Annotated in this window: 23 protein-coding genes; 16 read left to right on the forward strand and 7 right to left on the reverse strand. The window is 31.2% G+C overall.

The window, feature by feature from the left end; translation table 11 throughout:
* The first annotated feature begins 36 nt into the window (after positions 1-36).
* From recA to Q2T46_RS00780, 16 genes are all read left to right on the forward strand, one after another.
* The gene (gene recA, locus Q2T46_RS00705) at positions 37-1,068 is read left to right on the forward strand and encodes a recombinase RecA (RefSeq protein WP_303264687.1); all 1,032 of its coding nucleotides are present in this window, start codon (positions 37-39) and stop codon (positions 1,066-1,068) included.
* A gap of 255 nt (positions 1,069-1,323) precedes the next feature.
* Entirely contained in the window at positions 1,324-1,707 is a 384-nt protein-coding gene (locus Q2T46_RS00710; RefSeq protein ID WP_303264685.1) for a regulatory protein RecX, read from the forward strand.
* Position 1,708: 1 nt separating this feature from the next.
* Positions 1,709-2,875 carry a DNA double-strand break repair nuclease NurA gene (locus Q2T46_RS00715; protein ID WP_303264684.1) on the forward strand — a complete coding sequence of 389 codons (1,167 nt, stop codon included), beginning with the start codon at positions 1,709-1,711 and terminating at the stop codon, positions 2,873-2,875.
* Positions 2,872-3,441 carry an HAS-barrel domain-containing protein gene (locus Q2T46_RS00720; RefSeq protein WP_303264683.1) on the forward strand — a complete coding sequence of 190 codons (570 nt, stop codon included), beginning with the start codon at positions 2,872-2,874 and terminating at the stop codon, positions 3,439-3,441. Before Q2T46_RS00715 ends, Q2T46_RS00720 begins: the two co-directional genes overlap by 4 nt.
* Entirely contained in the window at positions 3,438-5,036 is a 1,599-nt protein-coding gene (locus tag Q2T46_RS00725) for an ATP-binding protein (RefSeq protein WP_303264682.1), read from the forward strand. Before Q2T46_RS00720 ends, Q2T46_RS00725 begins: the two co-directional genes overlap by 4 nt.
* 18 nt (positions 5,037-5,054) lie before the next feature.
* Positions 5,055-6,275, forward strand: a complete 1,221-nt coding sequence (locus Q2T46_RS00730) for an exonuclease SbcCD subunit D (protein ID WP_303264681.1) — start codon at positions 5,055-5,057, stop codon at positions 6,273-6,275.
* Positions 6,276-8,837, forward strand: coding sequence for an SMC family ATPase (locus tag Q2T46_RS00735; protein WP_303264680.1), 2,562 nt, complete (start codon positions 6,276-6,278; stop codon positions 8,835-8,837).
* An 89-nt stretch (positions 8,838-8,926) separates the two neighbouring features.
* Positions 8,927-10,477 (forward strand): ribonuclease Y, encoded by a 1,551-nt coding sequence (gene rny, locus Q2T46_RS00740; protein ID WP_303265730.1) that lies wholly within the window; start codon positions 8,927-8,929, stop codon positions 10,475-10,477.
* A 94-nt stretch (positions 10,478-10,571) separates the two neighbouring features.
* Positions 10,572-11,351, forward strand: a complete 780-nt coding sequence (locus tag Q2T46_RS00745) for a TIGR00282 family metallophosphoesterase (protein WP_303264679.1) — start codon at positions 10,572-10,574, stop codon at positions 11,349-11,351.
* Between the two features lie 77 nt (positions 11,352-11,428).
* Entirely contained in the window at positions 11,429-11,689 is a 261-nt protein-coding gene (locus Q2T46_RS00750; RefSeq protein WP_013297863.1) for a stage V sporulation protein S, read from the forward strand.
* A gap of 50 nt (positions 11,690-11,739) precedes the next feature.
* A complete protein-coding gene (locus Q2T46_RS00755) occupies positions 11,740-12,564 on the forward strand; it encodes a PHP domain-containing protein (RefSeq protein WP_303264678.1) in 825 nt (274 codons plus the stop codon).
* 53 nt (positions 12,565-12,617) lie between these two features.
* Complete coding sequence (locus Q2T46_RS00760; RefSeq protein WP_303264677.1) at positions 12,618-13,805, forward strand: pyridoxal phosphate-dependent aminotransferase; 1,188 nt, start codon at positions 12,618-12,620, stop codon at positions 13,803-13,805.
* A 15-nt stretch (positions 13,806-13,820) separates the two neighbouring features.
* Positions 13,821-15,245 carry an adenylosuccinate lyase gene (purB, locus tag Q2T46_RS00765; RefSeq protein ID WP_303264676.1) on the forward strand — a complete coding sequence of 475 codons (1,425 nt, stop codon included), beginning with the start codon at positions 13,821-13,823 and terminating at the stop codon, positions 15,243-15,245.
* 41 nt (positions 15,246-15,286) lie between these two features.
* Positions 15,287-16,582: an asparagine--tRNA ligase gene (asnS, locus tag Q2T46_RS00770; protein WP_311062289.1), complete on the forward strand. Its 1,296-nt coding sequence runs from the start codon at positions 15,287-15,289 to the stop codon at positions 16,580-16,582.
* 79 nt (positions 16,583-16,661) lie between these two features.
* A complete protein-coding gene (gene spoVK / locus Q2T46_RS00775; RefSeq protein WP_303264674.1) occupies positions 16,662-17,552 on the forward strand; it encodes a stage V sporulation protein K in 891 nt (296 codons plus the stop codon).
* A 7-nt stretch (positions 17,553-17,559) separates the two neighbouring features.
* Complete coding sequence (locus Q2T46_RS00780; protein ID WP_303264673.1) at positions 17,560-18,849, forward strand: aminotransferase class V-fold PLP-dependent enzyme; 1,290 nt, start codon at positions 17,560-17,562, stop codon at positions 18,847-18,849.
* 28 nt (positions 18,850-18,877) lie between these two features.
* On the opposite strand, the gene lexA is transcribed toward Q2T46_RS00780, so the two are convergent.
* The 7 genes from lexA to mutL all read right to left on the reverse strand — a co-directional run bounded on the left by lexA (position 18,878) and on the right by mutL (position 25,043).
* The gene (gene lexA, locus Q2T46_RS00785; RefSeq protein ID WP_303264672.1) at positions 18,878-19,501 is read right to left on the reverse strand and encodes a transcriptional repressor LexA; all 624 of its coding nucleotides are present in this window, start codon (positions 19,499-19,501) and stop codon (positions 18,878-18,880) included.
* A gap of 58 nt (positions 19,502-19,559) precedes the next feature.
* Positions 19,560-20,543, reverse strand: coding sequence for a tyrosine recombinase XerC (locus Q2T46_RS00790; RefSeq protein WP_303264671.1), 984 nt, complete (start codon positions 20,541-20,543; stop codon positions 19,560-19,562).
* Positions 20,544-20,636: 93 nt separating this feature from the next.
* Entirely contained in the window at positions 20,637-21,077 is a 441-nt protein-coding gene (gene rnhA, locus Q2T46_RS00795; RefSeq protein WP_399388665.1) for a ribonuclease HI, read from the reverse strand.
* Positions 21,078-21,087: 10 nt separating this feature from the next.
* On the reverse strand, positions 21,088-21,879 hold the full coding sequence (proC, locus tag Q2T46_RS00800; RefSeq protein WP_303264669.1) for a pyrroline-5-carboxylate reductase: 792 nt from the start codon (positions 21,877-21,879) through the stop codon (positions 21,088-21,090).
* Positions 21,880-21,951: 72 nt separating this feature from the next.
* A complete protein-coding gene (gene hfq / locus Q2T46_RS00805) occupies positions 21,952-22,206 on the reverse strand; it encodes an RNA chaperone Hfq (protein WP_015311590.1) in 255 nt (84 codons plus the stop codon).
* A 43-nt stretch (positions 22,207-22,249) separates the two neighbouring features.
* Positions 22,250-23,200 (reverse strand): tRNA (adenosine(37)-N6)-dimethylallyltransferase MiaA, encoded by a 951-nt coding sequence (gene miaA, locus Q2T46_RS00810; RefSeq protein WP_303264668.1) that lies wholly within the window; start codon positions 23,198-23,200, stop codon positions 22,250-22,252.
* A 10-nt stretch (positions 23,201-23,210) separates the two neighbouring features.
* Complete coding sequence (mutL, locus tag Q2T46_RS00815) at positions 23,211-25,043, reverse strand: DNA mismatch repair endonuclease MutL (protein ID WP_303264667.1); 1,833 nt, start codon at positions 25,041-25,043, stop codon at positions 23,211-23,213.
* Positions 25,044-25,045: the final 2 nt, after the last annotated feature.

Below are 25,045 nucleotides of genomic sequence, written 5' to 3' on the forward strand. Positions count from 1 at the left end.
TATGAGGATTGCCTAAATTTGGCGGGAGGAGAAATTATGATAGAAAAACAAAAAGCCCTTGATATGGCTATAAATCAAATCGAAAGACAATTTGGGAAAGGCTCGATAATGAGACTTGGCGATAACAGCAAACTTAATGTAGAGGTTATTTCGACTGGCTCTATTGACCTTGATATAGCTTTAGGAGTGGGAGGAGTACCAAGAGGAAGAATCATAGAAATATTTGGTCCAGAATCTTCTGGTAAAACGACTATTGCACTGCATATATTAGCTGAAGCACAGAAATTAGGAGGAACCGGTGCATTTATCGATGCTGAACATGCATTGGATCCCGCATACGCCAAAAACGTTGGTGTTAACATTGATAATTTATTAGTTTCCCAACCTGATACTGGTGAACAAGCTCTTGAGATCGTGGAGGCACTTGTGCGAAGCGGTGCTATCGATGTAATAGTGATCGATTCTGTTGCTGCTCTCGTTCCAAAAGCAGAGATAGATGGTGATATGGGCGATGCTCATGTAGGATTACAGGCAAGACTCATGTCACAAGCTTTAAGAAAATTATCTGGCGTTATAAGTAAGACAAGATCTGTAGCTGTTTTCATAAACCAGCTTCGAGAAAAAGTTGGCGTAATGTTTGGAAATCCGGAGACAACTCCTGGCGGTAGAGCTTTAAAATTTTACTCTACGATTCGCCTTGATGTAAGAAAAGTAGATGCTATAAAGCAGGGCAATGATGTTGTAGGCAATAGAACACGGGTAAAAGTTGTAAAAAACAAAGTTGCACCTCCATTTAAGCAAGCAGAATTTGACATCATGTATGGCGAAGGCATATCTAGAGAAGGCAGCATCTTGGATTTAGCTGCAAGCATCGATATAATAGACAAAAGTGGTGCATGGTATTCTTACGGCGACATAAGGCTTGGGCAGGGCAGAGAAAACGCAAAACAGTATTTGAAAGATAATAAGCCAATTGCAGATGAAATAGAAAATAAAATTAGAGAAAATTTTAATCTTTTAGTAACAACAAAAAAGTCAGTTAGTGACAACGGAATTGAACAAGATTAGTAACCCTATATAGGGTTATTTTTCTATAAAGGGTGATAAAATGAAGATTACGAACATCGAAAAACAAAAAAACAATAGTATGCGATTTAATGTTTATATTGACAATAAATATGCATTTTCAGTCTCTTATGAAGAAAAAAAGAACTTGATTTAAAAGAAGGAATTGACATAGATGAGGAACAATATAATTATTATGTAAACTTCTTAGTTAATAAAAGTGCATATAATGATTCACTAAAATTTCTTTCATATTCTATGAGAACCAAAAAGGAGCTTATTGATAAATTAAAATTAATAGGTTACGATGATTCTATAATCAATAATGTTTTAGAAAAATTGATTCAACAGCGTTACATAGATGATGAGTATTATACAGAGTTATATATAAAAGAAAAAAAGGAACGGCTTTACAGCAAATATAGAATATACAATGAACTTTATAGAAAAGGAATTGATCCTTCTATAATTGCATCTAAACTTGATAAATTATATGAAGATGAAATAGATACGATTAAAAAATTGATTATCAAAAAACGTATTTCCACAAATGACAAATTGAAAATCAAAAATTATTTATTCAGAAAGGGATTCATGATCGAAGACATAAATAAAGCCCTCTTAGATGAGGAGGTTAATTAAATTGCTAAATAGGTCAAAATTAATTCTTTTGATTAACACTTTGGTTGAGAGTGAAAAAAAGGTATTTAATACGTTGATTGAGGATTTGAAAAATGCTCTTGACGAATTTAATAAATTAAAGGGCACAGAAGATGAATTGATTAAAAAGATAAAGTCAAGCAAAACATCTTGGCTTACTGCAATTCCTATAGAAAGCTTAAATGATATAAAGCCTGTATGCGAAATAACAAAAGACTATAGTGTTATAGCAGTAGATGGTTCTCAAATCATGCCTGATAGGCATGAAGTTCGCTTATGCTACTTGATAAACATAGGCTATGTAATATTTAATTACGGGAAAAATTCAAATGCCGAATTAAAATCAGAACCGACTTTATATTTTAATGAAGATGATCTGTATAAGGAATATGGTGGAATAAAAACATTAATTAACGCAAAAGATATAACATTTAAAAGAACAATTATGGAATACAACAAAGTTGCCGAATGTATATCAAGAGTACAAGACGAAAATAAAATCGCTTTTATTGACGGAACTTTGATTGAATGGATGGTACAGGGAGATCCTAATGAGAAATTTATAATTGACAGCATACTTAGAACTTTTAATACTGCTCAAAAGTTTAACACACCTATTGTTGGGTATATTAGTTCACCTAAAAGCAATGATTTTATAAATATGCTTCGGATATCATTGTGTCCACAAGATCTTGTAAATTGCAATAATTGTCCTTATCTAAAAAATGATAAAAGTTTGCCATGTAGCATAATAAACAAAATAAATGACGCAGATTTATTCTTTAAAATACTTAAAAATGGAGAGAGGTCTCCATTATTTTTAAGTACATCACATATATTGGAAAATTACGGTGAGCATAAAATTGCTTTCTTTTATCTCAATACAGGACATGAAATTGCCAGAATAGAAATTCCATATTGGGTTGCAGATGATAAAAGAAATTTAGATTTAGTACATTTCATATGCTATGATCAGTCAAAAAAAGGAAATGGATACCCTATATCGCTATCAGAAGCACACGAACAAGCCGTTGTTACAGGTGCTGATAGAGATTTGTTTTATGGTATGTTATCAAATTTATATATTAAAAACGGCATAAAAGTATCACGTTCATATAAATCACAGAGAAAAAGGAGTAGTATTTTATGAATCATATTGGCGAAGTAATAGAAACAAGTACGTTAAGATTCACATGCCAATCTGTAAAGTTAAATGATGGTCCTGATTTTGGAAGTTTTGTAAAGGCAATATCAAACGATATAACTATATATGGTATTGTCTATAATGTTTCCACGATGAGTGATGATCAAACAAGAAGGCCAGTTGCATTTGGATTATCCGAAGAAGAGTTAAAAATGCAACAACCACAGATTTTTGAATTGATGCATACGTATTTTGATGTTCAAATAATAGGCTATAAAAAAGACACATATATAGGATTAGTCCCGCCTAAGCCAGTAAAAATACACGCATTTACTTATCAATGTGATGACATTGATTTAAATGATATAAGGGCAGATCTCAACTTTATAAAATATATATTAAACGGAAAAACAGGTGTAGAAGATGAACTTATTGCAGCTGCTATAAGAAACTTATATTATGCTACAGATCATGAAGAATCTTATTTAATAGATGTAGGTAAGGAATTAATAAGATTATTGAAAAATGATTTTGATAGATATGTAACAATAAAAAGGATGTGTAACATATGAAAGGTAAACTTTTTAGAGGTTCTATATCATCTGGTCTAGACATTAAGCTTACAGGAGACAGCATTATAGAGGATATAAAAGTTGGCAATTTTGTTGTCGTCACTGGAAAGAAAAATAAATATTTATGCATGGTAACAGATATTAAATATGAAGCTGTGAATCCTCAAATCATGATAAGTGGAACAGATTTTGATAGCGAGATAGACGAAAAAATAATAGAAGGAACAGGAGTGTACGGTGTTATTACACTATCCCCAATGATACAAGTCGATGAAAATCAGAATGCATTGACTGTTAAATCAATACCATCTTATGGTTCATATGCTTTAGACGCAGATAAAGACGATATATATGCAGTTTTTGGAGAGCCTTCGGATGAGAATTTCTACATCGGTACACCACCTGAAATGGACATTCCAATTTGCATAAATTTGAAAAAACTTGTTGAAAGAAGCACAGGTATCTTTGGACGTGCAGGTACAGGAAAAACGTACTTGACAAGACTATTATTGTCTGGATTAGTAAAATCCAAGCTTGCTGTAAGCCTCATTTTTGATGCTCACAACGAATATGGTTATGGTGCAAAAAGCGAAAACAGTGGTTATGTAAAGGGATTAAAGCAATTATTTGGAAGCAAAGTTGCTATATTTACTTTAGACAGAGAATCTTCTTTACGAAGACAAGTACCTATAGACGGTGTTTTAAATATAGCTTACAATCAAATAACTCCTGATGATATTTTACTTTTAAATTCTATGTTGAACTTGAATAGTACAGCAATCGAGAGTATATATCAAATAATGAAAAAAGAAGGCAATAATTGGTTGTATAACTTTTTAAACATAGATGCATCAGAAATCGATGAATATGCATTGGAAATAGGTGCTAATGGAAGTTCACTGCAGGCTTTAAGAAGAAAATTAGAAAGATTCACAAAATTACCTTTTTTAATGAATGCGACTCCAAATGACTGTATTAAACAGATAATGGATTATTTACAGAATGGAATAAATGTCGTAATAGAATTTGGTAATGTATCTACATTAGGCTACATGTTAGTAGCGAACATAATAACGCGTCATATTCATGACATGTATGTTAAAAAATCTGAAGAAGCTATAGCAAACAACAGCAAAGGCCCCATACCTTTAGTCATTGCAGTGGAAGAAGCACATAGATTTTTAGATCCATCTATTTCTAAAGAGACTACAATGGGGGAAATAGCAAGAGAAATGAGAAAATATAATGTTACATTGTTGATTGTGGATCAGAGGACATCTCAAATTGACACAGAAGTAATGTCACAAATTGGCACAAAAATTACATGCAGACTGGAAGATGAAAATGATATAAATTCATTTTTATCCGGTGTAAATAACGCTTCAAAATTAAGAAATGTATTGGCAAGCCTTGACCAAAAGCAACAAGCTTTAATAATAGGCCATGCTGTACCAATGCCAGTTGTCATTAAGACAAGAAATTATGATCATGAATTTTATAAGGATGTTTCAACTTTTAATGATAGTGACTTTATAGACAAGCCTTTTTTGGAATTAATAGAAAAAGAAAAGATCGATGAATTATTTCCAGATTAACTAGAAGAGGTGAACATTGTGATAAATATCGCTCATACCGCTGATATACATATTGGCATTGAAAATTATGGAACTATCAATAAAAAAACCGGTTTAAATACAAGATTGGAAGATTTCCTAAATGCTTTTGATAAGTTTGTCGATTATTCAATAGAAAATTGTGATATAGCTGTTATTTCGGGTGACATGTATAAATCGAGAGAGCCAAATCCTACACAGCAACGCGAATTAGCTAAAAGGATTAAACGTCTTTCACAACACATACCTGTCGTCATAAACAATGGGAATCATGATCAGCCTAATTCTGATTCAAAAGCAAGAGCCTTTGATATATATAAAATACTAGATGTAGACAATGTGTATGTAGCAAATAAACCAGACGTTTTTCTCGTAAAAACTAAAAACGGCCCAATACAGGTTGCATGTTTGCCGTATTTTCCTAAAAGTTTTTTGCTTAAACTGGAAGAAAGCAAAAATTTAAGCATTGATGATATCAACAAAAAAATGGTAGAGAAGATAAATACGATTGTTGATATATTGACATCAAAACTTGATTCTTCAATACCCTCAATTTTATCCGCACACTTATCAGTCACAGGTGCTGTAACAAGTAGCGAAAAAAGTATAATGATTGGTGACGATGTCGTCGTTCCTATAAGTGTTATTGCTAGACATCAATATAAATATGTAGCTCTTGGACATATACACAAATATCAAGTTATCTGGGATACCCCTCTTACAGTATACAGTGGAAGCATAGAAAAGATAGATTTTGGAGAAGAAAAGGATGAAAAGGGATTTTGCCATGTTATTATAGATGGTGAAAAAGTACTACATAAATTTATCAGTACAAATTCACGAGAATTTAAAACAATTAATATAGAAGTCAAAAGCAATATTTCACCTACTGAAGAAATATTAGACAAATTAAAAAGGTATGATCTTAGTAAATCTATTGTAAGATTAAATTTAAAAACTACAAAAGAGATTGATAAACATATACGATATAGAGAAATTGATAAATATTTTATTCAAAATTCATATTATTTCGTTGGAATTAGAAAGGATTTTGATATAGATAAAGGAGCCTTAAGGAATCCTGAGATTAATGAACAATTAAACCCTATAGATGCACTTTCAAAATATTTCTTATCTATTGATTTAGATGTGGATAAAAATGAGCTATTAAACAGAGCCTCCCTCTTATACAAAGAACTAATTGAAGAGGTGAATAAATAAATGATACCGATAAAACTTACATTAAAAAACTTTATGTCTTATTCTGAACATGAAGTAATGGATTTTACAAAGTTTCATGTAGCAGCAATCGTAGGTAAAAACGGAAATGGCAAATCATCACTTTGGGATGCTATAACATGGTGTATATGGGGAAGAGCAAGAGGATTAGATGGCGCAGGAAGAGGCAGCGATGACCTTATAAGAATTGGTGCTGATGAAATGGAAGTAGAATTCATATTTAAAATCAATAATACTAAATATAGAATTTTAAGAAAGAAAAAAAGGAACTCTAATTCCATTTTGGAGTTTAATATTATAAACGATGATGGCACATTAAAATCATTAACTCAAGAAAAATTGGAAGACACGAAAAACAAGATTGAAAAAACAATTATGTTGGATTACGACACTTTTGTAGCATCGTCATTTATGCCACAAAATAAATACGGTTTCTTTTCAGAGGCTGATCCTACTAAAAGAAAAGAAATATTTTCAGAAGTATTAGGTTTAGATGTTTATGACAAATTACAGGAAAAGTCGAAATTAAAGCGAAATGAATATGAAAAAAAAGTTAATATAATAGACGAACAATTAAAATTGTATATGAATGAAATAAAAGATAAAAATGAATTAATCAATCAAAAGGAAGAGTTATCTAAAAAATGCAATGAAATAAAATCTGAAATTGATAACTTAAACAATGAAATGAATATATTACAGGAAAAAAAGCGAAACATGGAGGACACTATCATAAAGTACAATGAATACATCGAGAGAATCAAAATGGATGAAAAAGTCATTTCAGAATATAAATTTATGTTGAGTGACCTTGAAAACAAAATAAATGAAATCAACAAACTTATAAAAAATGAAGATTCTATTTTTGAAGGTTATAATACTTTTAAGTCATTGCAAGACCAGTTAAAAGAGCTAGATAACAAATATATGCAATTTAATGTTCTTGAAAAAGATAAAATGAAAATAAAGAACGATATTAATTTATTGAAAAAAGAAACCGAATTAGAGCTTAAGAATTTGCAATTTAAATACAATGAAGGCTTAGAAAAGTATAAAGATATTGAAAAAAATACTAAAGAAGTAGAAACCCTAGAAAAAGAGCTAGAAAAGTTCAGTAATTTACAAGATAAAATAATGAATAATGAAGACGAAATTCAAAAGTGCACTCAAAAAATAGCCGAACTTAAAGCTTCATTTAAAGGCTACAACGATAGAATTAATGATCTTAAAGAAAATTATAATGCGATATTAAAAACAGATGCTAAATGTCCTTTGTGTAATTCGCCTCTTGATCAAGAAAGGAAAAGTAGTTTGCTGGACGATTTTAAAGAAAAAATTAATGGGTACAAAAAAGAAATATCTATACTCAAAGATGAAATTTTAAAAGAACAAAACAATTTAGAAGTTTTAAGAAAAGAGCGAGAAAATTTATCGAATTTACAACATAAGCGTGAAAGATTAGTTGCTAATATAAATACATTAAAAAATAATCTATCAGATAAAGAAAATCTTTTAAACCAGCTAAATAAATTAAAAAGAAAAATAGAAGATATATCAGATTGTTTAAATAACAATAAATATGCAGTTAAAGAAATAGAAAAATTGTCTACAATTGAAAATAAGTTAAAAGAGTTGAATTTTTCAGTGGAATTTTATGAAGACATAAAAGTTAAATATGAAAAATATAGAGATTATGAAAAGAAATATGAAAGGTTAAATATCTCAAAACAAAATATTGTTGATTATCAAAACACATACAGCAATTATAAAAAGACAATAGACATGTATACTGAAAACCTAAAAAAAGACAAAGAAGCTTTGGAGTATTTTAAATCTCAATGTAGCGGATACGATGTATTAATAAACGATATTAAATCTTTAAAACAAAAAATGGATATTTTAAATAATGAATTTCTAAACTTGAATGCAAATTTAGCATCGATTTCTGACAGAATAAGAAGAATCGAATATTTAGAAACGAAAATTAATGACTTAAATAAAGAAAAAGATAATTATTTGACTGAAATACATTATTATGAGATATTAGAAAGGTCCTTTGGCAAGAAAGGCATACAAGCACTTATAATCGAGAATGCTCTGCCAGAATTTGAAGATACAGCAAATAATTTTCTTTCTAAACTTTCAGATGGGAAAATGTATGTAAGTTTATTAACTCAAAAAACTAATAAAAGTGGTTCGGTACAGGAAACCCTTGATATAGAGATCTCCGATGAACTTGGCAAAAGAAAATACGAATTATTCAGTGGAGGTGAAGCCTTCAGGATTAACTTTGCATTGAGAATTGCACTATCAAAATTTTTATCAAAAAGAGCAGGAGTTAATTTACAAACATTAATAATAGATGAAGGTTTTGGATCACAAGATGTAATAGGGCGTCAAAATATTATTGATGTCTTAAATATGATAAAAGATGAATTTGAATTAATAATTGTTATAACGCATATAGATGAACTTAAAGATAGTTTTCCATACTCGATAGAAATAACAAAAGATGAAAATGGTTCACACATAGTATATTCTTAATCATGGAGATTGGTAAAGAGCCTAACTTGACATAATTTTGAAATAGGACTAAAATATAAAATGAGTATCAGCAAAGGAGGTGTAGGCATATTAACAACATTAGTCCACTAATTTTAGCAGTATTTGTATTAATCGCTATAGCAATTGGTCTTTTTATCGGATATTTCGTACGTAAATTTATAGCGGAATCCAAAATAAAAAGTGCGGAAGAATTGGCTCGTACTATTTTGGAAAATGCGAAAAAAGATGGTGAAAATAAAAAGAGAGAATTGCTGTTGGAAGCAAAAGAAGAAATTCACAAACAAAGGACAGATCTGGAAAAGGAAGTCAGAGATCGTAGAGGCGAACTTCAAAGAATGGAAAGGCGTTTAATTCAAAAAGAAGAGTCTCTCGATAGAAGAGCCGAAATATTAGAACAAAAAGATGCTTTAATTGAAAAAAAGCAAAAAGAAATTAGCAATTTAGAAGAAGAAATTAAAATTATGCATCAAAAAGAAGTTGAAGAATTAGAAAGAATATCAGAATTAACTAGAGAAGAAGCCAGAAGTATTTTATTGAATGATGTTAAAAATGAAATTTCTCATGAAGCTGCGTTAATGATAAAAGATATAGAAGCAAAAGCAAAAGAGGAAGCTGAAAGCAGAGCTAGAGAAATAGTAGTTACATCTATTCAAAGATGCGCGGTTGATCACGCAGCTGAAACCACAGTTTCAGTTGTCGCTTTACCAAACGATGAAATGAAAGGAAGAATTATTGGACGAGAAGGGCGAAATATCAGGACTCTGGAAACTTTAACAGGTATCGATTTGATTATTGATGACACGCCTGAAGCTGTAGTTATTTCTGGATTTGATCCAATAAGGCGAGAAGTTGCACGTATAGCATTGGAGAAATTGATAGAAGATGGAAGAATACACCCTGCTAGGATTGAGGAAATGGTAGAGAAAGCTAAAAAAGAAGTAGATAATGTCATTATAAAAGCTGGAGAAGAAGCAACATTTGAAGCAGATGTTCATGGAATTCATCCTGAATTGATTAAATTACTTGGAAGATTGAAGTTTAGGACTAGCTACGGACAAAACGTATTAAAACATTCAATTGAAGTTGCACATTTAGCAGGACTTATGGCGTATGAGTTAGGAGCAGACGCTAATATAGCCAAAAGAGCTGGATTGTTACATGATATAGGAAAGGCAGTTGATCATGAAATAGAAGGTCCTCATGTAATGATAGGTGCTGATCTTGCAAAAAGATACCATGAATCTAATGAAGTAATTCATGCTATTATGGCACATCATAATGACGTTGAGCCTCAAACTGTTGAAGCCGTTTTAGTTCAATCTGCAGATGCCATATCAGCAGCAAGACCTGGTGCAAGGCGTGAAACACTTGAATCGTATTTGAAACGTCTAAACAAATTGGAGGAAATCGCTAATTCATTTGATGGTGTTGAAAAGTCATTTGCAATACAAGCTGGACGCGAAATAAGAATAATGGTAAAACCTGAAATTATCAATGACGAATCCACAATTATGTTAGCTAGAGAAATTACTAAAAAGATTGAAGAGGAATTAGAATATCCTGGACAAATTAAAGTTATTGTGGTTAGGGAAACAGTTGCAGTTGACTATGCTAAATAGATTGGAAATAAAGCGTGCATATGCACGCTTTTAGATTTATAAAATTGTAATTAAAGTAATATAATAATATTATGTATAGAGAATGGAGGCTTCTATGAATACCCTTATTATAGGCGATATAGTTGGAAGAGTCGGAAGAAATATATTAAAAGAGAAATTAAAGGAAATAATTGAAGAGAATAAAATAAATTTGGTCGTCGCTAACGCTGAAAATGCGGCAGGAGGCAATGGAATAACTAGAAAAGTGGCGGATGAGCTTTTTGAAATGGGCATATCTGCATTAACAATGGGAAATCATGTGTGGGATCAAAAAGAGATATTCAATTTTATTGATGATGAAAAAAGGATAATTAGACCTGCAAATTACCTTCCAAATACACCTGGGCGAGGTTCTTCATTACTAAATATTAACAACATTAAAATAGGGATTATAAATTTACAAGGGACTGTGTTTATGCAATGTAATAAGAACCCATTTTTAACTGCAGACGATGAAGTGAAAGCATTGAGAGAATATACGAATATAATACTTGTAGATTTTCATGCAGAGGCAACATCAGAAAAAATAGCTTTAGGGCATTATTTAGATGGAAGAGTATCCTGCGTATATGGGACACATACACATGTTCAAACAGCTGATGAAAAAATTTTGTCTGGTGGCACAGGATTCATAACGGATGTTGGTATGACAGGACCATATGATTCAGTTCTTGGAATGGATAAAGAGAAGATAATAAAAAAATTTACATCGTCTATCCCTGTAAAATTTGATATAGCAAAAGGACCTGCACAGATAAATGGATTAGTCATAAATATTGATGAAAATACAGGAAAGTGTATTGATATTTATAGAATAAACAAAAATTACATATAAATATCATTAAAGAAGGATTTTTAATTTTTTTGTAGAATATAGATAATGTATTCGATATATTAAAAGGGGGATATACGATGGAGGTTTTAAAGGTCTCAGCAAAGTCCAATCCAAATTCAGTAGCAGGTGCACTAGCTGGAGTGCTTAGAGAACGCGGTGGAGCTGAGGTACAAGCAATAGGTGCGGGTGCATTAAACCAAGCAATAAAAGCAGTAGCAATAGCAAGGGGTTTTGTTGCACCTGGTGGTATTGATTTGATTTGTATACCAGCCTTCACAGACATTGAAATCGATGGCGAAGAACGAACTGCCATTAAATTAATTGTAGAACCAAGGTAAACAACCTGCAAAACAGGTTGTTTTTAGTTTAATATTAGGAGTGGAAATAAATGTTTGGCGATTTACATATACATACGACAAAATCTGATGGAACATGTAAACCAAAAGAAGTAGTACAAATGGCTAAAGATGAAAACTTGAGTACAATTGCTATAACTGACCACGATACGTTAGATGGAATTGATGAAGCCAAAGAAGCATCAGAATTATATGGTATAGAAATAATACCAGGAATTGAGTTGAATTCATATGATGATAGACAAGATGTACATATATTAGGCTATTTCATAGACTATAAAAATAATGATTTATTGGAAAGGCTTAAAGATATTAGAAAATCAAGGGTGAACCGCGCAAAACTTATAATATCAAAGCTTAATGGAATGGACATCAATATAACATATGATGATGTATTATCACATACGAAAGAGTCATTTTCATTTATAGGACGGCCACACATAGCAAGAGCAATAGTCAAAGCAGGTTATGCCAGAAGCGTAAAAGAAGCTTTTGATAAATATATAGGCGAAGATAAACCTGCATATGTTAAGAGATACAGATTACATCCTTTTGACTCAATTAAAATGGTTACAAATGCCGGCGGCATTCCAGTTTTAGCTCATCCTGGACTTTTAATTGACAAAGAAATTATAAAACATCTAATTGCAAATGGTTTAAAAGGGATAGAAGTATATCATTCTAAACATACTAGGGCTGATACAGAATTCTTCAAGAACTTCGCGTTAGAAAATAACTTATTAATAACGGGTGGATCTGATTTTCATGGAGTAGACGTGGATGGAGAATATTTACTTGGAACTGTAAAACTAGATTATAAGTATATAGAAAAACTTAAAGAATGTAATTTGGTGTAGAAATAAAATCAAAAATAAGATAAAATAATAAATATATTGTTGGAGGTGGAGTCATGAAATTATCAGAGAAAGCACGTAGTATTAGCCCTTCTTTAACGCTGGATATAACTGCTAAAGCAAATAAAATGAGAACACTTGGCATAGACGTCATCGGCTTTGGGGCTGGAGAACCGGATTTTGATACGCCTGATTACATAAAAAAGGCTGCTATTGAAGCAATTAAAAAAGGTTATACAAAGTATACACCTACTTCAGGAATTATTGAATTAAAAGAAGCTATTGTAAGTAAATTAAAAAAAGATAATAATTTATCATATGAAACATCGCAAATAGTAGTTTCAAATGGTGCAAAACAATCAATATACAATACTTTATGTGCTATTTTAAATCCAGGAGATGAGGTCTTAATCCCATCACCATATTGGCTTAGTTATCCGGAAATGGTTAAATTGGCTAATGGTGTTCCAATCTTTGTTGCGACTGACGAATGCAACAATTTTAAAGTTACCGTAGAACAACTAGAAAAAGCAATTTCTGATAGAACAAAAGCAATTATAATAAATAGCCCCAATAATCCTACAGGAGCAGTTTACAATGAAACAGAATTAAAAAATATTGCTGCTTTGGCTGTAAAGCGTAATATTTTTATAATTTCCGATGAAATATATGAGAAATTAATTTACGATGGTGGACATATAAGCATAGCATCATTTAATGATGAAATAAAAAATTTGACTATAATAATAAATGGCATGTCAAAAGCTTATTCCATGACAGGCTGGAGAATAGGATATTCAGCATCAAACAAGGAAATAGCAAGTCTTATCAGTAATATTCAAAGCCATATGACATCAAATCCAAACACGATAGCACAATACGCTAGTGTTAAAGCATTGAGTACAGGTAACGACATTATTAAAAATATGGTTAATGAATTTAAAAAAAGACGCGATTACATTGTAGAAAGAATAAATAAGATAAACGGATTAACTTGCATTAAACCTCAAGGAGCATTTTACGTGATAGTAAATATAAGTAAATATATTGGAATGAATATATCTGGAAAAAAAATAAATGGATCTATTGACTTTGCAAATTTTGTTTTAGAAAAAGCTAAAGTTGCTGTAATCCCTTGTCTTCCATTCGGAAATGATAATTACATAAGATTGTCATATGCTACTTCAATCAAAAATATTGAAGAAGGTCTTAATAGAATTGAAAATCTTTTAAAAAATATTTAGAAAGTGGAGGTAACTATGTCAAATATCTACGAAAATCCATTAATTACACGATATGCGAGTAGAGAAATGGCTCAAATTTTTTCCAATGATGAAAAATTCAAAACATGGAGAAAATTATGGATTGCATTAGCAAAAAGTGAAAAGGAGTTGGGACTAAATATTACTGATGAACAAATTGAAGAAATGGAAATGCATGCAGAAGATATAAATTATGAGGATGCAAAAAGGTTTGAAAAGGAACTTAGACACGATGTTATGGCACACATAAGAGCATTTGGCCTTCAGTGTCCTAAAGCAAAACCAATTATACACTTAGGAGCAACATCAGCTTTTGTCGATGATAATACAGATATAATACTTATGTATAGAGGATTTCAATTAATTAAAAAGAAATTGCTTAAGCTGATTGAAGTGCTTTCTGATTTTGCTATAAAATACAAAGATGTACCTACTTTGGGTTTCACTCATTTTCAGCCGGCACAATTAACTACCGTTGGGAAAAGGGCAACCCTTTGGATACAAGATCTCATATTTGATTATGAAGACTTAGAATACAGGCTTAAAAATATAAAACTTAGAGGTGTCAAAGGTACAACAGGCACTCAAGCTAGCTTTATGGAACTTTTTAATGGTGACGAAGAAAAAGTAAAAAGACTAGATAAACTTGTGGCAGAAAAAATGGGTTTTAGTAACGTTTTTGATGTAACGGGTCAAACATATACAAGAAAGTACGATTTTATTCTTCTTTCTGTATTAAGCGAAATAGCTCAAAGTGCCCATAAATTTAGCAATGATATAAGATTATTACAACATTTAAAAGAAATTGAAGAACCTTTTGAAGAAAAACAAGTAGGTTCATCTGCAATGGCATATAAGCGTAATCCTATGAGATGTGAAAGAATGGCATCACTGTGCAGATATGTTATTACAGCACTGCTAAATTCATCTATAACATCATCTTCACAGTGGTTTGAAAGAACTCTAGATGATTCAGCTAATAGAAGAATTGTAATTCCAGAAATGTTTCTTACAACGGATGCAATATTAAATCTATACTTAAACGTAGCATCTGGACTTAAAGTAAATATGAAAATAATAAATAAGCATGTAATGAATGAGTTACCGTTTATGGCTACTGAAGCTATACTAATGGAGTGTGTATTAAAAGGCGGTGATAGGCAAGAATTACATGAAGTCATACGCACAAATTCATTAAAGGCTCAAGAAGTAATTAAAGAAGGTGGGGAAAATCCACTTTTAAATTATTTGAAAGAAGATGAACGGATAAATTTATCTGATGATGAAATTGACAATATTTTAGATCCTAAAAAATTCACTGGCAGAGCTGAAAATCAAACAATAGAATATATAGAAAATGTTGTAAGGCCGTTATTGAATGCAAATAACATTGAAGATGTAAAAGCTGATATAGAAGTATAAATATAATTATGCTATAATTTACGTGATAGGAGGCGTAAATGATGAATATAATACGTATAAGTGAAATGAAGGATTTTGTGGGGGAAGAAGTAACAATAAAAGGCTGGTTGTACAATAAAAGATCCAGTGGTAAAATAAAATTTCTAATAATTAGAGATGGTTCTGGATTTGTCCAAGGTGTGGTAGTAAAAAACGAAGTAGCAGAAGATGTTTTTGAACTGTGTGACAAATTAACGCAAGAATCTTCCATAACAGTTACAGGTATAGTTAGAAAAGATGATAGATCTCCATTCGGATATGAGATTACAATTTCAAACATTAAATTGATTCAAATGGCTTTCAATGATTATCCAATTTCCTTAAAAGAGCATGGTGTTGATTTTTTATTGGATAATAGACATCTCTGGATAAGAACACCAAAGCAGCATGCAATTTTATCTATTCGGCATGAGATAATCAAGGCTATTCAAGAATTTTTGAATAGCAATGGATTTGTAAGGATTGATTCGCCGATTATAACACCATCTACATGCGAAGGAACATCCGACTTGTTTCAAATTGATTATTTTGGTGAGAATGCATACCTTTCCCAAACTGGTCAGTTATATCAAGAAGCGGCTGCAATGGCTTTAGGAAAAGTTTATAGCTTTGGACCGACATTTAGAGCTGAAAAATCTAAGACTCGAAGGCATTTAAATGAGTTTTGGATGGTAGAACCGGAAATGTCATTTGTAGACTATTATGAAAATATGGAAATACAAGAGAAGCTTGTAGAATACATAGTGCAATCTGTTTTGGAAAATCGGTCAAAAGAACTAAAAGAGTTAGGAAGAGATCTAAGCAAGCTAGAAAAAATTAAAACACCTTTTCCGCGACTAACGTATGATGAAGCAATTGAAATGTTGAAGAAAAACGGCTATGAAGTCGAGTGGGGAAATGATTTAGGTTCTCCAGATGAGACATTTTTGTCAAATCAATTTGATAAACCAGTATTTATAACAGAATATCCTGCAAAGTGCAAAGCTTTTTACATGCAGCCAAAAGAAGATAGGCCTGAAGTCGTAATGTGTGCTGATTTACTTGCACCAGAAGGATATGGAGAAATTATTGGTGGTAGCCAGCGCATACATGATTATGACTTACTAATAAAAAGATTAAAAGAGGAAAATCTGCCACTTGAAATGTATGATTGGTATATAGATTTAAGAAAATATGGTTCGGTTCCTCATTCTGGTTTTGGTTTAGGTATTGAAAGAACTGTGGCTTGGATAACAAACACCGAACATGTAAGAGAATGCATACCATTTCCAAGGACACTGTCTAGAATTCGTCCATAACAAATAAAAAGAACATTTCACATCCCAATATCATAAAATAATATTAACATATTATCTAATATATTGGGATGTGATTGTAATGAGTATATGGCCTGTAAATTTTGATAATTATAAAATTGAAAGAAGAGCAAAATCTGAAGAAAATAAAAACATTGATAAAGATAAAAATCTTGAGATAGAGGCATTAAAAGAGTTAAACTCTTTAATTGGTTTAAATAAAGTCAAGCAAATAATAAATGAGCTATATGCATTGGAGCAGGTGCAAATTAAAAGAAAAAATGCAGGTTTGGCAACCGATCCAATCGTATTACATATGGTTTTCAAGGGGAATCCTGGTACTGGAAAGACAACTGTTGCAAGAATACTTGGTAAACTTTTAAAAGGAATTGGTGTCCTTAGCAAAGGGCACGTAGTAGAGGTGGAAAGGGCTGATCTTGTTGGCGAATATATAGGACATACTGCCCATAGAGTACAAGAAAATGTAAAAAAATCATTAGGTGGTATATTATTTGTGGATGAAGCCTATTCACTGGCTAGAGGTGGAGAGAAAGACTTTGGAAAAGAAGCAATTGATACATTGGTAAAAGCAATGGAAGATTATAAAGACGAATTTATTTTGATACTAGCAGGTTACAGGGCTGAAATGGAATATTTTTTAAATACAAATCCAGGATTGAGATCTCGATTTCCTATACAAATAGATTTTCCTGATTATACAATTGATGAGTTGTTGCAAATTGCTGAATTAATGGTTAAAAATAGGCAGTATATACTAACTGACAGTGCAAAAAGAAAAATCATGAAAGTTTTAATTAATGACAATACGACAAGGGAAATCGGGAATGCCAGATTAGTTAGAAACATAATTGAGAGAACTATAAGAAAACATGCTGTTAGAATTATGAACAAAAAAACTATAACAAAAGATGATTTAATGATAATTGATTCCATAGATATTAGAGAGGATTGAAATAATAATGTGGAGTGAGAACATACTTATAGAAAAGTTCAACATCCCAAAAGATGTTATTTTTTTGCTGGAAAAAGCTGAAGAAGATGTTAGGGAGGAGTTTAAAAAAGTAGAAAGAGTAGTAGAAAAAAACCAATATAAGATTTTATATGCTATGCAAAAGAATCATTTAAGTGATATTCATTTTAATGGAACATCTGGATATGGATATGGAGATATCGGAAGAGATACAATAGAAAAGATATATTCTGATATATTTAGCGCTGAAGACGCTTTAGTAAGGCCTCAAATTGTTTCTGGAACTCATGCAATATCATTATGCCTTTATGCTATATTAAGACCTAACGATGAGCTTATATCGGCTTGTGGAACACCTTATGATACACTTGCAGATGTGATAGGGAAGGAAAGAAATAATAATACTGGTTCACTTATTGATTTCGGTGTAAAATATAAAGAAATTCCACTTTTAGAAGGTGGAAAAATTGATATTGATAAGCTTTTAGGTGCCATATCTGATAAAACGAAAATGGTTATGATCCAAAGGTCAAAAGGATATGATTTTAGAAATTCGTTGACCATCAATGATATCAAAAATACTATAGAAAAGATTAAAAATAAAAAGAAAGATTTGATTGTATTTGTGGACAATTGTTATGGTGAATTTATCGAAGAGCTTGAACCAACCGATGTTGGAGCTGATTTAGTTGCAGGATCTCTTATAAAAAATCCTGGTGGTGGATTATCGCCTACAGGAGGATATGTAGTAGGGAAAAAGGAACTTGTCAAAAATGCTGCTTATAGGTTATACGCACCTGGAATAGGGAAGAAAGTAGGTCCTTCATTAGATATAAATCGATTAATTTTGGAAGGGCTGTTTTTATCACCACTTGTCGTAGGTAATGCATTAAAAGGTGCAATAATTTTATCTAGAATTATGGAAATGCTGGGTTATGACGTTTTACCAAAATTTAATGAATCAAGAACTGATATCGTTCAAGCAGTTAGGTTTAAAACAAAAGAAGAGCTAATTACTTTTATTCAAAGCATTCAAAAAGGTTCACCTGTTGATTCTCATGTTGTACCAGAGCCATGGGACATGCCAGGCTACAATGATCAAGTTATTATGGCTGCAGGTGGTTTTATACAAGGAGCATCTATAGAATTAAGTGCCGACGCACCTATCAGAAAGCCATATACAGCTTATGTACAAGGTGGGTTGTCATATTATCAGGTAAAACTTAGTCTTATGATTGCTATAAAAAATATGATTGAAAAAGGATTTATTAAGATATAAATTAAGAAAACTCAAATGAAAAATACATTCATTTGAGTTTTCTTATAACGCCTACAACTTTTCCTAAAACCATAACATTGTCTACTATAATTGGATCCATTGAAGGATTTTCTGGCTGCAGACGAATATAATCGCTTTCTTTAAAAAATCTCTTTACAGTTGCTTCATCTTCAATTAAAGCTACTATTATATCACCGTTATCTGCATACGATTGTTTTCTTACAATTATATAATCTCCATCAAGGATACCAGCGTTTATCATACTTTCACCGCGAACTTTTAATATAAAGCTTTCTCCTTCATAACCAACAACAAGATCTCGTGGAATAGAATAATATTCATCGATATTCTCAACTGCCAGTATCGGAGAACCTGCAGTAACTTTACCTATAACAGGGAGCTTTATCACATCACTTAAATCTTTTATATCGTTATTCAAAACTTCAATTGCCCTTGGTTTTGTTGGATCCCTTCTTATATAACCTTTTTTCTCAAGTCGTGATAGATGACCATGAACAGTCGATGTAGACTTTAAACCAACAGCTTTGCCAATCTCTCTGACAGATGGGGGATACCCCTTTCGATTAATTTCACTTTTGATAAATTCAATTATTTCTTGTTGCTTTAGGCTGATTTTAGATTTATCTTTCACAATTTAACCCCTCCAAACTTACACTTATTATATCACAATTACATCATTAAATCAAACACTAGTTCTTATTATTAGAATTCAATTCCGAGAGGGGGTTTCTACTTACTGCATCTCGAAGTTGACTATCATCAACATGTGTATAGATTTGCGTTGTCGACACATTTGAATGTCCTAACAGTCTTTGTAACGTTCTAATATCAACCTTTCCATACCTATACATAAGCGTAGCCGCTGTATGTCTTAATTTATGCGTAGAATATTTTTTGCCATCAAGATTAGCGTCTTTTAAATGCTTTTTTACTATGTATTGTATTGTTTTTATGCTAATCCTTTGCAATCTTTTACTTAAAAATAGTGCTTTTTTATCTTTAACACCATCGTGGGGTCTCACTTTTAAGTATTCATTTATTGCTGATATACAAGCATCATTTAAATAAACTGTCCGTTGTTTATTTCCTTTGCCAATGACGGTTAATTTATCATCCTTAATATCACTTATATTTATATTAGCTAATTCTGATAGCCTAAGTCCGCAGTTTAAAAATAGGGTAATGATAGCATAATCACGTTCTTTAAAAGGACCATCTATAGAATCAAGTAATTTCATACTTTCATCTAGAGTCAAGTACACAGGCTGTCTAATCCCGAGTTTAGGTGATTCTAGCTCTAAAGCAGGATTTTTAGTTATAACTTTTCTTTTTGCATAAAGATAGTTATAAAAAGATCTAAGACTGGCAACTTTGCGAGCCCGAGCAGGAGGAGTATTAGATCGTTCATGCGTGACAAATGACAAATAAGCATATAAGTCGTTTAAATCTATAGATTCAATAAGAGAGAGATCAACATCGCTAATGTCTATCTGATCAAAATCCGAATCAGAACTTAAATTTTTTCTAACTTTTATAAATCGAAAAAACAATACTAAATCATATTCATAGGCTTTAACTGTATTAGGTGATCTAGCTTTTATAGTAGAGAAATAATTAAGAAATTCTTCAAGGATGGGTGGCAGTTCAATATTACTATTTGCAGAAATACGCATCTGGTGAATTCACCTCCAATATAATTAATTTCCACCTCCAATTATACGAAATAGTTATTTCGTATAATTGGAGAAAAACCTTTTTGATTTGAATTAATTTGAGTGTTTTCTAATTTCATCAGTGGCAAGTTTATCACATCTATTATTATATTCATTATCAGAGTGGCCTTTAACTTTTATCCATTTAATATCATGACATGATGATAAATCCAAAAGTTTAAGCCACAAATCTTTATTTTCAACAGGTGTCTTATCAGACTTAAGCCAGCCTCTTTTTTGCCAGTTTTCAATCCATTTTTGATTAAAAGCATTTATCAAATAACTGCTATCACTATATAGATTAATTTTACACGAGCGTTTAAGTAAACTTAGCGCTTTTATTGCAGCAGTTAATTCCATTCTATTATTAGTTGTATTTTCTTCATACCCTGATATTTCTTTTTTTATGTCATTATAAATAAGCACGGCGCCCCAACCTCCAGGGCCAGGATTACCACTGCAGGCTCCATCAGTATATATGTCTATTTCGGGAATATTGGCCATTTTAGTTTCCCTTAACTCTTTCATAAGATGAAATTACAGCTTCAAACAAAGCACTTCTTAAACCTAGTCTTTCCAGTGTTCTCACACCTTGAATTGTAGTTCCACCAGGCGATGTTACCATATCCTTTAAATAACCTGGATGCATGCCTGTTTCTAACACCATACTGCCAGAACCTGACACAGCTTTTGATGCTAATTTATACGATATATCCCTTGGTAGCCCTAGTGAGACGCCTGCATCTGCCAATGATTCAATGAACATATATACAAAAGCTGGACTACAGCTTGAAATAGCCATTGCTGCATCTATCAAATTTTCTTTTACTTCAACAACTTCACCACATGATCTGAATATTTTTTCTACTATTTCTTTATCATTTGATGATATATTTTCAGGGTAAGATATAGCTGTAACACCTTCACCAATTAAAGCTGGAGTATTTGGAATCGTACGTACTACTTTACCTCTTCTTAAAATATTTTTTACACTTTCAATAGTTATACCAGGGGCAATTATTATTATAATTTTATTTTCATCAATGTCATCTTTAATCTCTAACAAAATGTCATTGTATACATTTGGCTTTATAGCTAAAATTATAACATCGCATTCTTTGGCTATTTCTTTGTTACTGTTTCCTATATTAATACCTAATTCTTCTTTTAATTTCAGAAGTTTGTCTTTAGAAATATCATACGCACATATTGAATTTGAAGATACATACTTTGAATTGATTAAACCTTTTATTAATGCTGTGCCCATATTACCCGTTCCTATGAATCCAATTTTCATAAATGTACACCTCCAATATTTTAAAAAACAGTATTAGCTAACTCTAATACTGTTTTCTCGTATTTCACCACATTATTGTTGCTTTTCATCTTTTTCTGTCGTTGTAAAAATCACAGGTTTCAAAGGCGTTATCGTAGAAACAGCATGTTTATATATAAGTTGCTGCTGCTTATTGTCTGTTTCTAAAACAACGGTAAAATTATCAAATCCTTTAACCATACCTTTTAGCTGAAAGCCATTAATCAAGTATACAGTTACAGCGATATGTTCCTTTCTTACCTGGTTTAAAAATATGTCTTGTAAATTGATAGCTGCCTTTTGATTCATATAGCCATCCCCCTTCTATTGTTGTGTAATAATAATTAATATTCTACTTAAAATTTAATTTTCCTGCTAAAAAACAAATAATATTTTTTTTAAGTTCTTCAAAGTCGATATAGTCGTCAACATAAAACCAATTTATGATTTTATAACTTTTAAACCAAGTTATTTGTCTTTTTGCATACCTCCTTGTTCTTTTTTTTAAATTGTTAATCGCTTCTTCAAATGTGACATTTCCATCCAAGTATTCTGCAATTTCTTTGTATCCCAAAGCCTGCATCGAAGTATCATACTTATTATACCCTATTTTTAGTAAATTTACCACTTCATTTACTAAATTATTTTTCAACATAATATCTACTCTGTCATCAATTCTTTTATATAATTTATTTCTATCTCTAAAATTCAAGCCAATCATTATTACATCGTACTCCGGATTCATTCTCTTACTGCTCAATTCCTGATAAACCGAAATCGGTTTGCCTGTAAATTGATATACTTCTAATGCTCTTATAATTCTTCGCAGATCATTAGGATGAAGTTTATCAAATGTTTTAGGATCTACAACTTTTAATCTATTAAATAAATAATCATTTCCAAGTACCTCAGCAATATTTTTTAAAGCAGATCTAAAATCGTCATTTCCGATGTAATCAGAGAAATTCATTATATATATTAAAGAATCTATATAAAGCCCTGTTCCCCCTACAACAATAGGTAATTTTCCTCTTTTGTAAATATCATCTATTATCGGTTTTGCCATTTTTTCAAATTCTGCAACGCTAAATTTTACATTCGGTTCAACTATATCGATCATATAATGCGGTATGCCTTGCTTTTCTTCATCTGTGATTTTAGCAGTTCCAATATCCATGTACTTGTAAATCTGCATTGAATCAGCAGATATTATTTCGCCATCATAAAATTTTGCAAGTTCTACAGATAATTTAGTTTTCCCTGAAGCTGTTGGTCCTACAATAATTAGCAATGGTATTGCCATTGAAACACCTCTACATAATTCTTTTAAACATCTTTTCTATTTCATATTTTTTAATTGAAATAATCACAGGTCGCCCATGCGGACATGTATACGGATTTTCTGTTATTTTCAGTTCATCAAATAAAGATTTAATTTCTTCTTTTGACAACTTATCCATAGCTTTAACTGCTTTTTTACAAGCCATCATAATAATATTTTCTTCTTTTAATTTGATATCTTTATTAAAATCTTCGTTTCGTAATTTATCAATTATATCTAAAAACAACTGTCTTGATTCTGGCTGCCCTAATATTACAGGTACTTCTCTCAATATAATTGAATTATTCCCGAAGCTTTCAAATTTATAACCTAATTTATGCAACAGATCCATGTTCTCATTAATAATTTCCTCATCACCAGGTTCAATATTCACCAATATTGGTATCGTAGTCTGTTTCCCTTGAACATTGTTATATTTACTCATAAATCTTTCGTACAATATCCTTTCGTGGGCAGCGTGTTGATCAATTATATATGCCATATCATCTTTTTCTACAATTATAAAAGTAGAAAAAAGTACACCAATTACTTTGTAATCATCATTTTCGCCATTAGGCAAGCTATTAAAATTACTTATATATTTATCTTGAAGTGTTTCATTAATTTTATCATTATCAAAATATATATTCTGATTGCTTCCATTAAAGCTAGATATAGTTTCATCTTTTAAAAAAGGAATATCACCACTGTGATTTGTAATTTCTTTTGTTGTCATTTCTAATTGGTTAATTTTTGTCTGCTCATGTTTATAATTTTTATCTTTATCACCATCCGATAAAGCAAACTTTTTTTCATGCTTTATATTAGGAATAAGATTAGACTTATTCAAAGCTTCTTTAATGCTATTGTAAATAGAATCAAATATCTCCTTTTCGTCAGAAAACTTTACTTCTAATTTTGTTGGATGTACATTCACATCTATTTTTCTAGGATCAATGTTTATATATGTAATTACAACAGGATATCTATTTATAGGTATCAATGTTTTATATGCTTCTTCAATTGCGACATTATACACTTTGTTTTTTACAAATCTGCCGTTAACAAATAATATTTGCATATTGCGATTTCCTTTTGTATATGACGGTTTACATAAAAACACTTTAACATTTAAATATTCATTGGTATACTCTGATTGAACTAAAGAAGAATATAATTCATCTCCATATAGCCTTAAAATAACATCTCTAACAGAGTTATTTCCTGATGTCTGAAGTTCAATCTTTTTATCTTTTATATATTTAAATGATATATCGGGTCTTGAAAGAGCTATTTTTGCTACCATATCAGTGATATACATGGCCTCTGTCGATGGACGCTTTAAAAATTTTCTCCTAGCAGGTGTATTATAAAATATGTCTCTTACTTCTATGCTGCATCCTTTTGGACAGCCACATTTAACTTTTTTTATTATTTTTCCGCCTTCAACATTTATTAATGTTCCATACAAGGAGTTCTCTTCTTTAGTTTTTAACAGAACTTTTGAGATAGAAGCAATACTGGCTAATGCTTCGCCACGGAAGCCTAGAGTTTCTATGTTAAAAAGATCATTAATAGATTTAATTTTACTTGTAGCATGACGCCCAAATGCTAAAACGGCATCAATTTCATCCATACCACAACCGTCATCTGATACTTTAATATAAGGTATTCCACCCTCCATTATTTCGACTGTAATATTATTACTTCCTGCATCAATTGAATTTTCTACAAGTTCTTTGACAATTGATGCAGGTCTTTCTACAACTTCGCCTGCAGATATTTTATTTATCAATTCATCATCCAAGAGATTTATTTTATTCATAG

The sequence above is a fragment of the Thermoanaerobacterium sp. CMT5567-10 genome (genome assembly GCF_030534315.2).
Lineage (GTDB): Bacteria > Bacillota > Thermoanaerobacteria > Thermoanaerobacterales > Thermoanaerobacteraceae > Thermoanaerobacterium.

Excerpts from the sequence above, each read along its gene's own strand:
- recA (WP_303264687.1), top strand. The coding sequence starts at position 37 with ATGATAGAAAAACAAAAAGCCCTTGATATGGCTATAAATCAAATCGAA.
- Q2T46_RS00710 (WP_303264685.1), top strand. The coding sequence starts at position 1,324 with ATGAGAACCAAAAAGGAGCTTATTGATAAATTAAAATTAATAGGTTAC.
- Q2T46_RS00720 (WP_303264683.1), top strand. The coding sequence starts at position 2,872 with ATGAATCATATTGGCGAAGTAATAGAAACAAGTACGTTAAGATTCACA.
- Q2T46_RS00725 (WP_303264682.1), top strand. The coding sequence starts at position 3,438 with ATGAAAGGTAAACTTTTTAGAGGTTCTATATCATCTGGTCTAGACATT.
- Q2T46_RS00735 (WP_303264680.1), top strand. The coding sequence starts at position 6,276 with ATGATACCGATAAAACTTACATTAAAAAACTTTATGTCTTATTCTGAA.
- Q2T46_RS00745 (WP_303264679.1), top strand. The coding sequence starts at position 10,572 with ATGAATACCCTTATTATAGGCGATATAGTTGGAAGAGTCGGAAGAAAT.
- Q2T46_RS00750 (WP_013297863.1), top strand. The coding sequence starts at position 11,429 with ATGGAGGTTTTAAAGGTCTCAGCAAAGTCCAATCCAAATTCAGTAGCA.
- Q2T46_RS00755 (WP_303264678.1), top strand. The coding sequence starts at position 11,740 with ATGTTTGGCGATTTACATATACATACGACAAAATCTGATGGAACATGT.
- Q2T46_RS00760 (WP_303264677.1), top strand. The coding sequence starts at position 12,618 with ATGAAATTATCAGAGAAAGCACGTAGTATTAGCCCTTCTTTAACGCTG.
- purB (WP_303264676.1), top strand. The coding sequence starts at position 13,821 with ATGTCAAATATCTACGAAAATCCATTAATTACACGATATGCGAGTAGA.
- asnS (WP_311062289.1), top strand. The coding sequence starts at position 15,287 with ATGAATATAATACGTATAAGTGAAATGAAGGATTTTGTGGGGGAAGAA.
- spoVK (WP_303264674.1), top strand. The coding sequence starts at position 16,662 with ATGAGTATATGGCCTGTAAATTTTGATAATTATAAAATTGAAAGAAGA.
- Q2T46_RS00780 (WP_303264673.1), top strand. The coding sequence starts at position 17,560 with ATGTGGAGTGAGAACATACTTATAGAAAAGTTCAACATCCCAAAAGAT.
- Q2T46_RS00790 (WP_303264671.1), bottom strand. The coding sequence starts at position 20,543 with ATGCGTATTTCTGCAAATAGTAATATTGAACTGCCACCCATCCTTGAA.
- proC (WP_303264669.1), bottom strand. The coding sequence starts at position 21,879 with ATGAAAATTGGATTCATAGGAACGGGTAATATGGGCACAGCATTAATA.
- hfq (WP_015311590.1), bottom strand. The coding sequence starts at position 22,206 with ATGAATCAAAAGGCAGCTATCAATTTACAAGACATATTTTTAAACCAG.
- miaA (WP_303264668.1), bottom strand. The coding sequence starts at position 23,200 with ATGGCAATACCATTGCTAATTATTGTAGGACCAACAGCTTCAGGGAAA.
- mutL (WP_303264667.1), bottom strand. The coding sequence starts at position 25,043 with ATGAATAAAATAAATCTCTTGGATGATGAATTGATAAATAAAATATCT.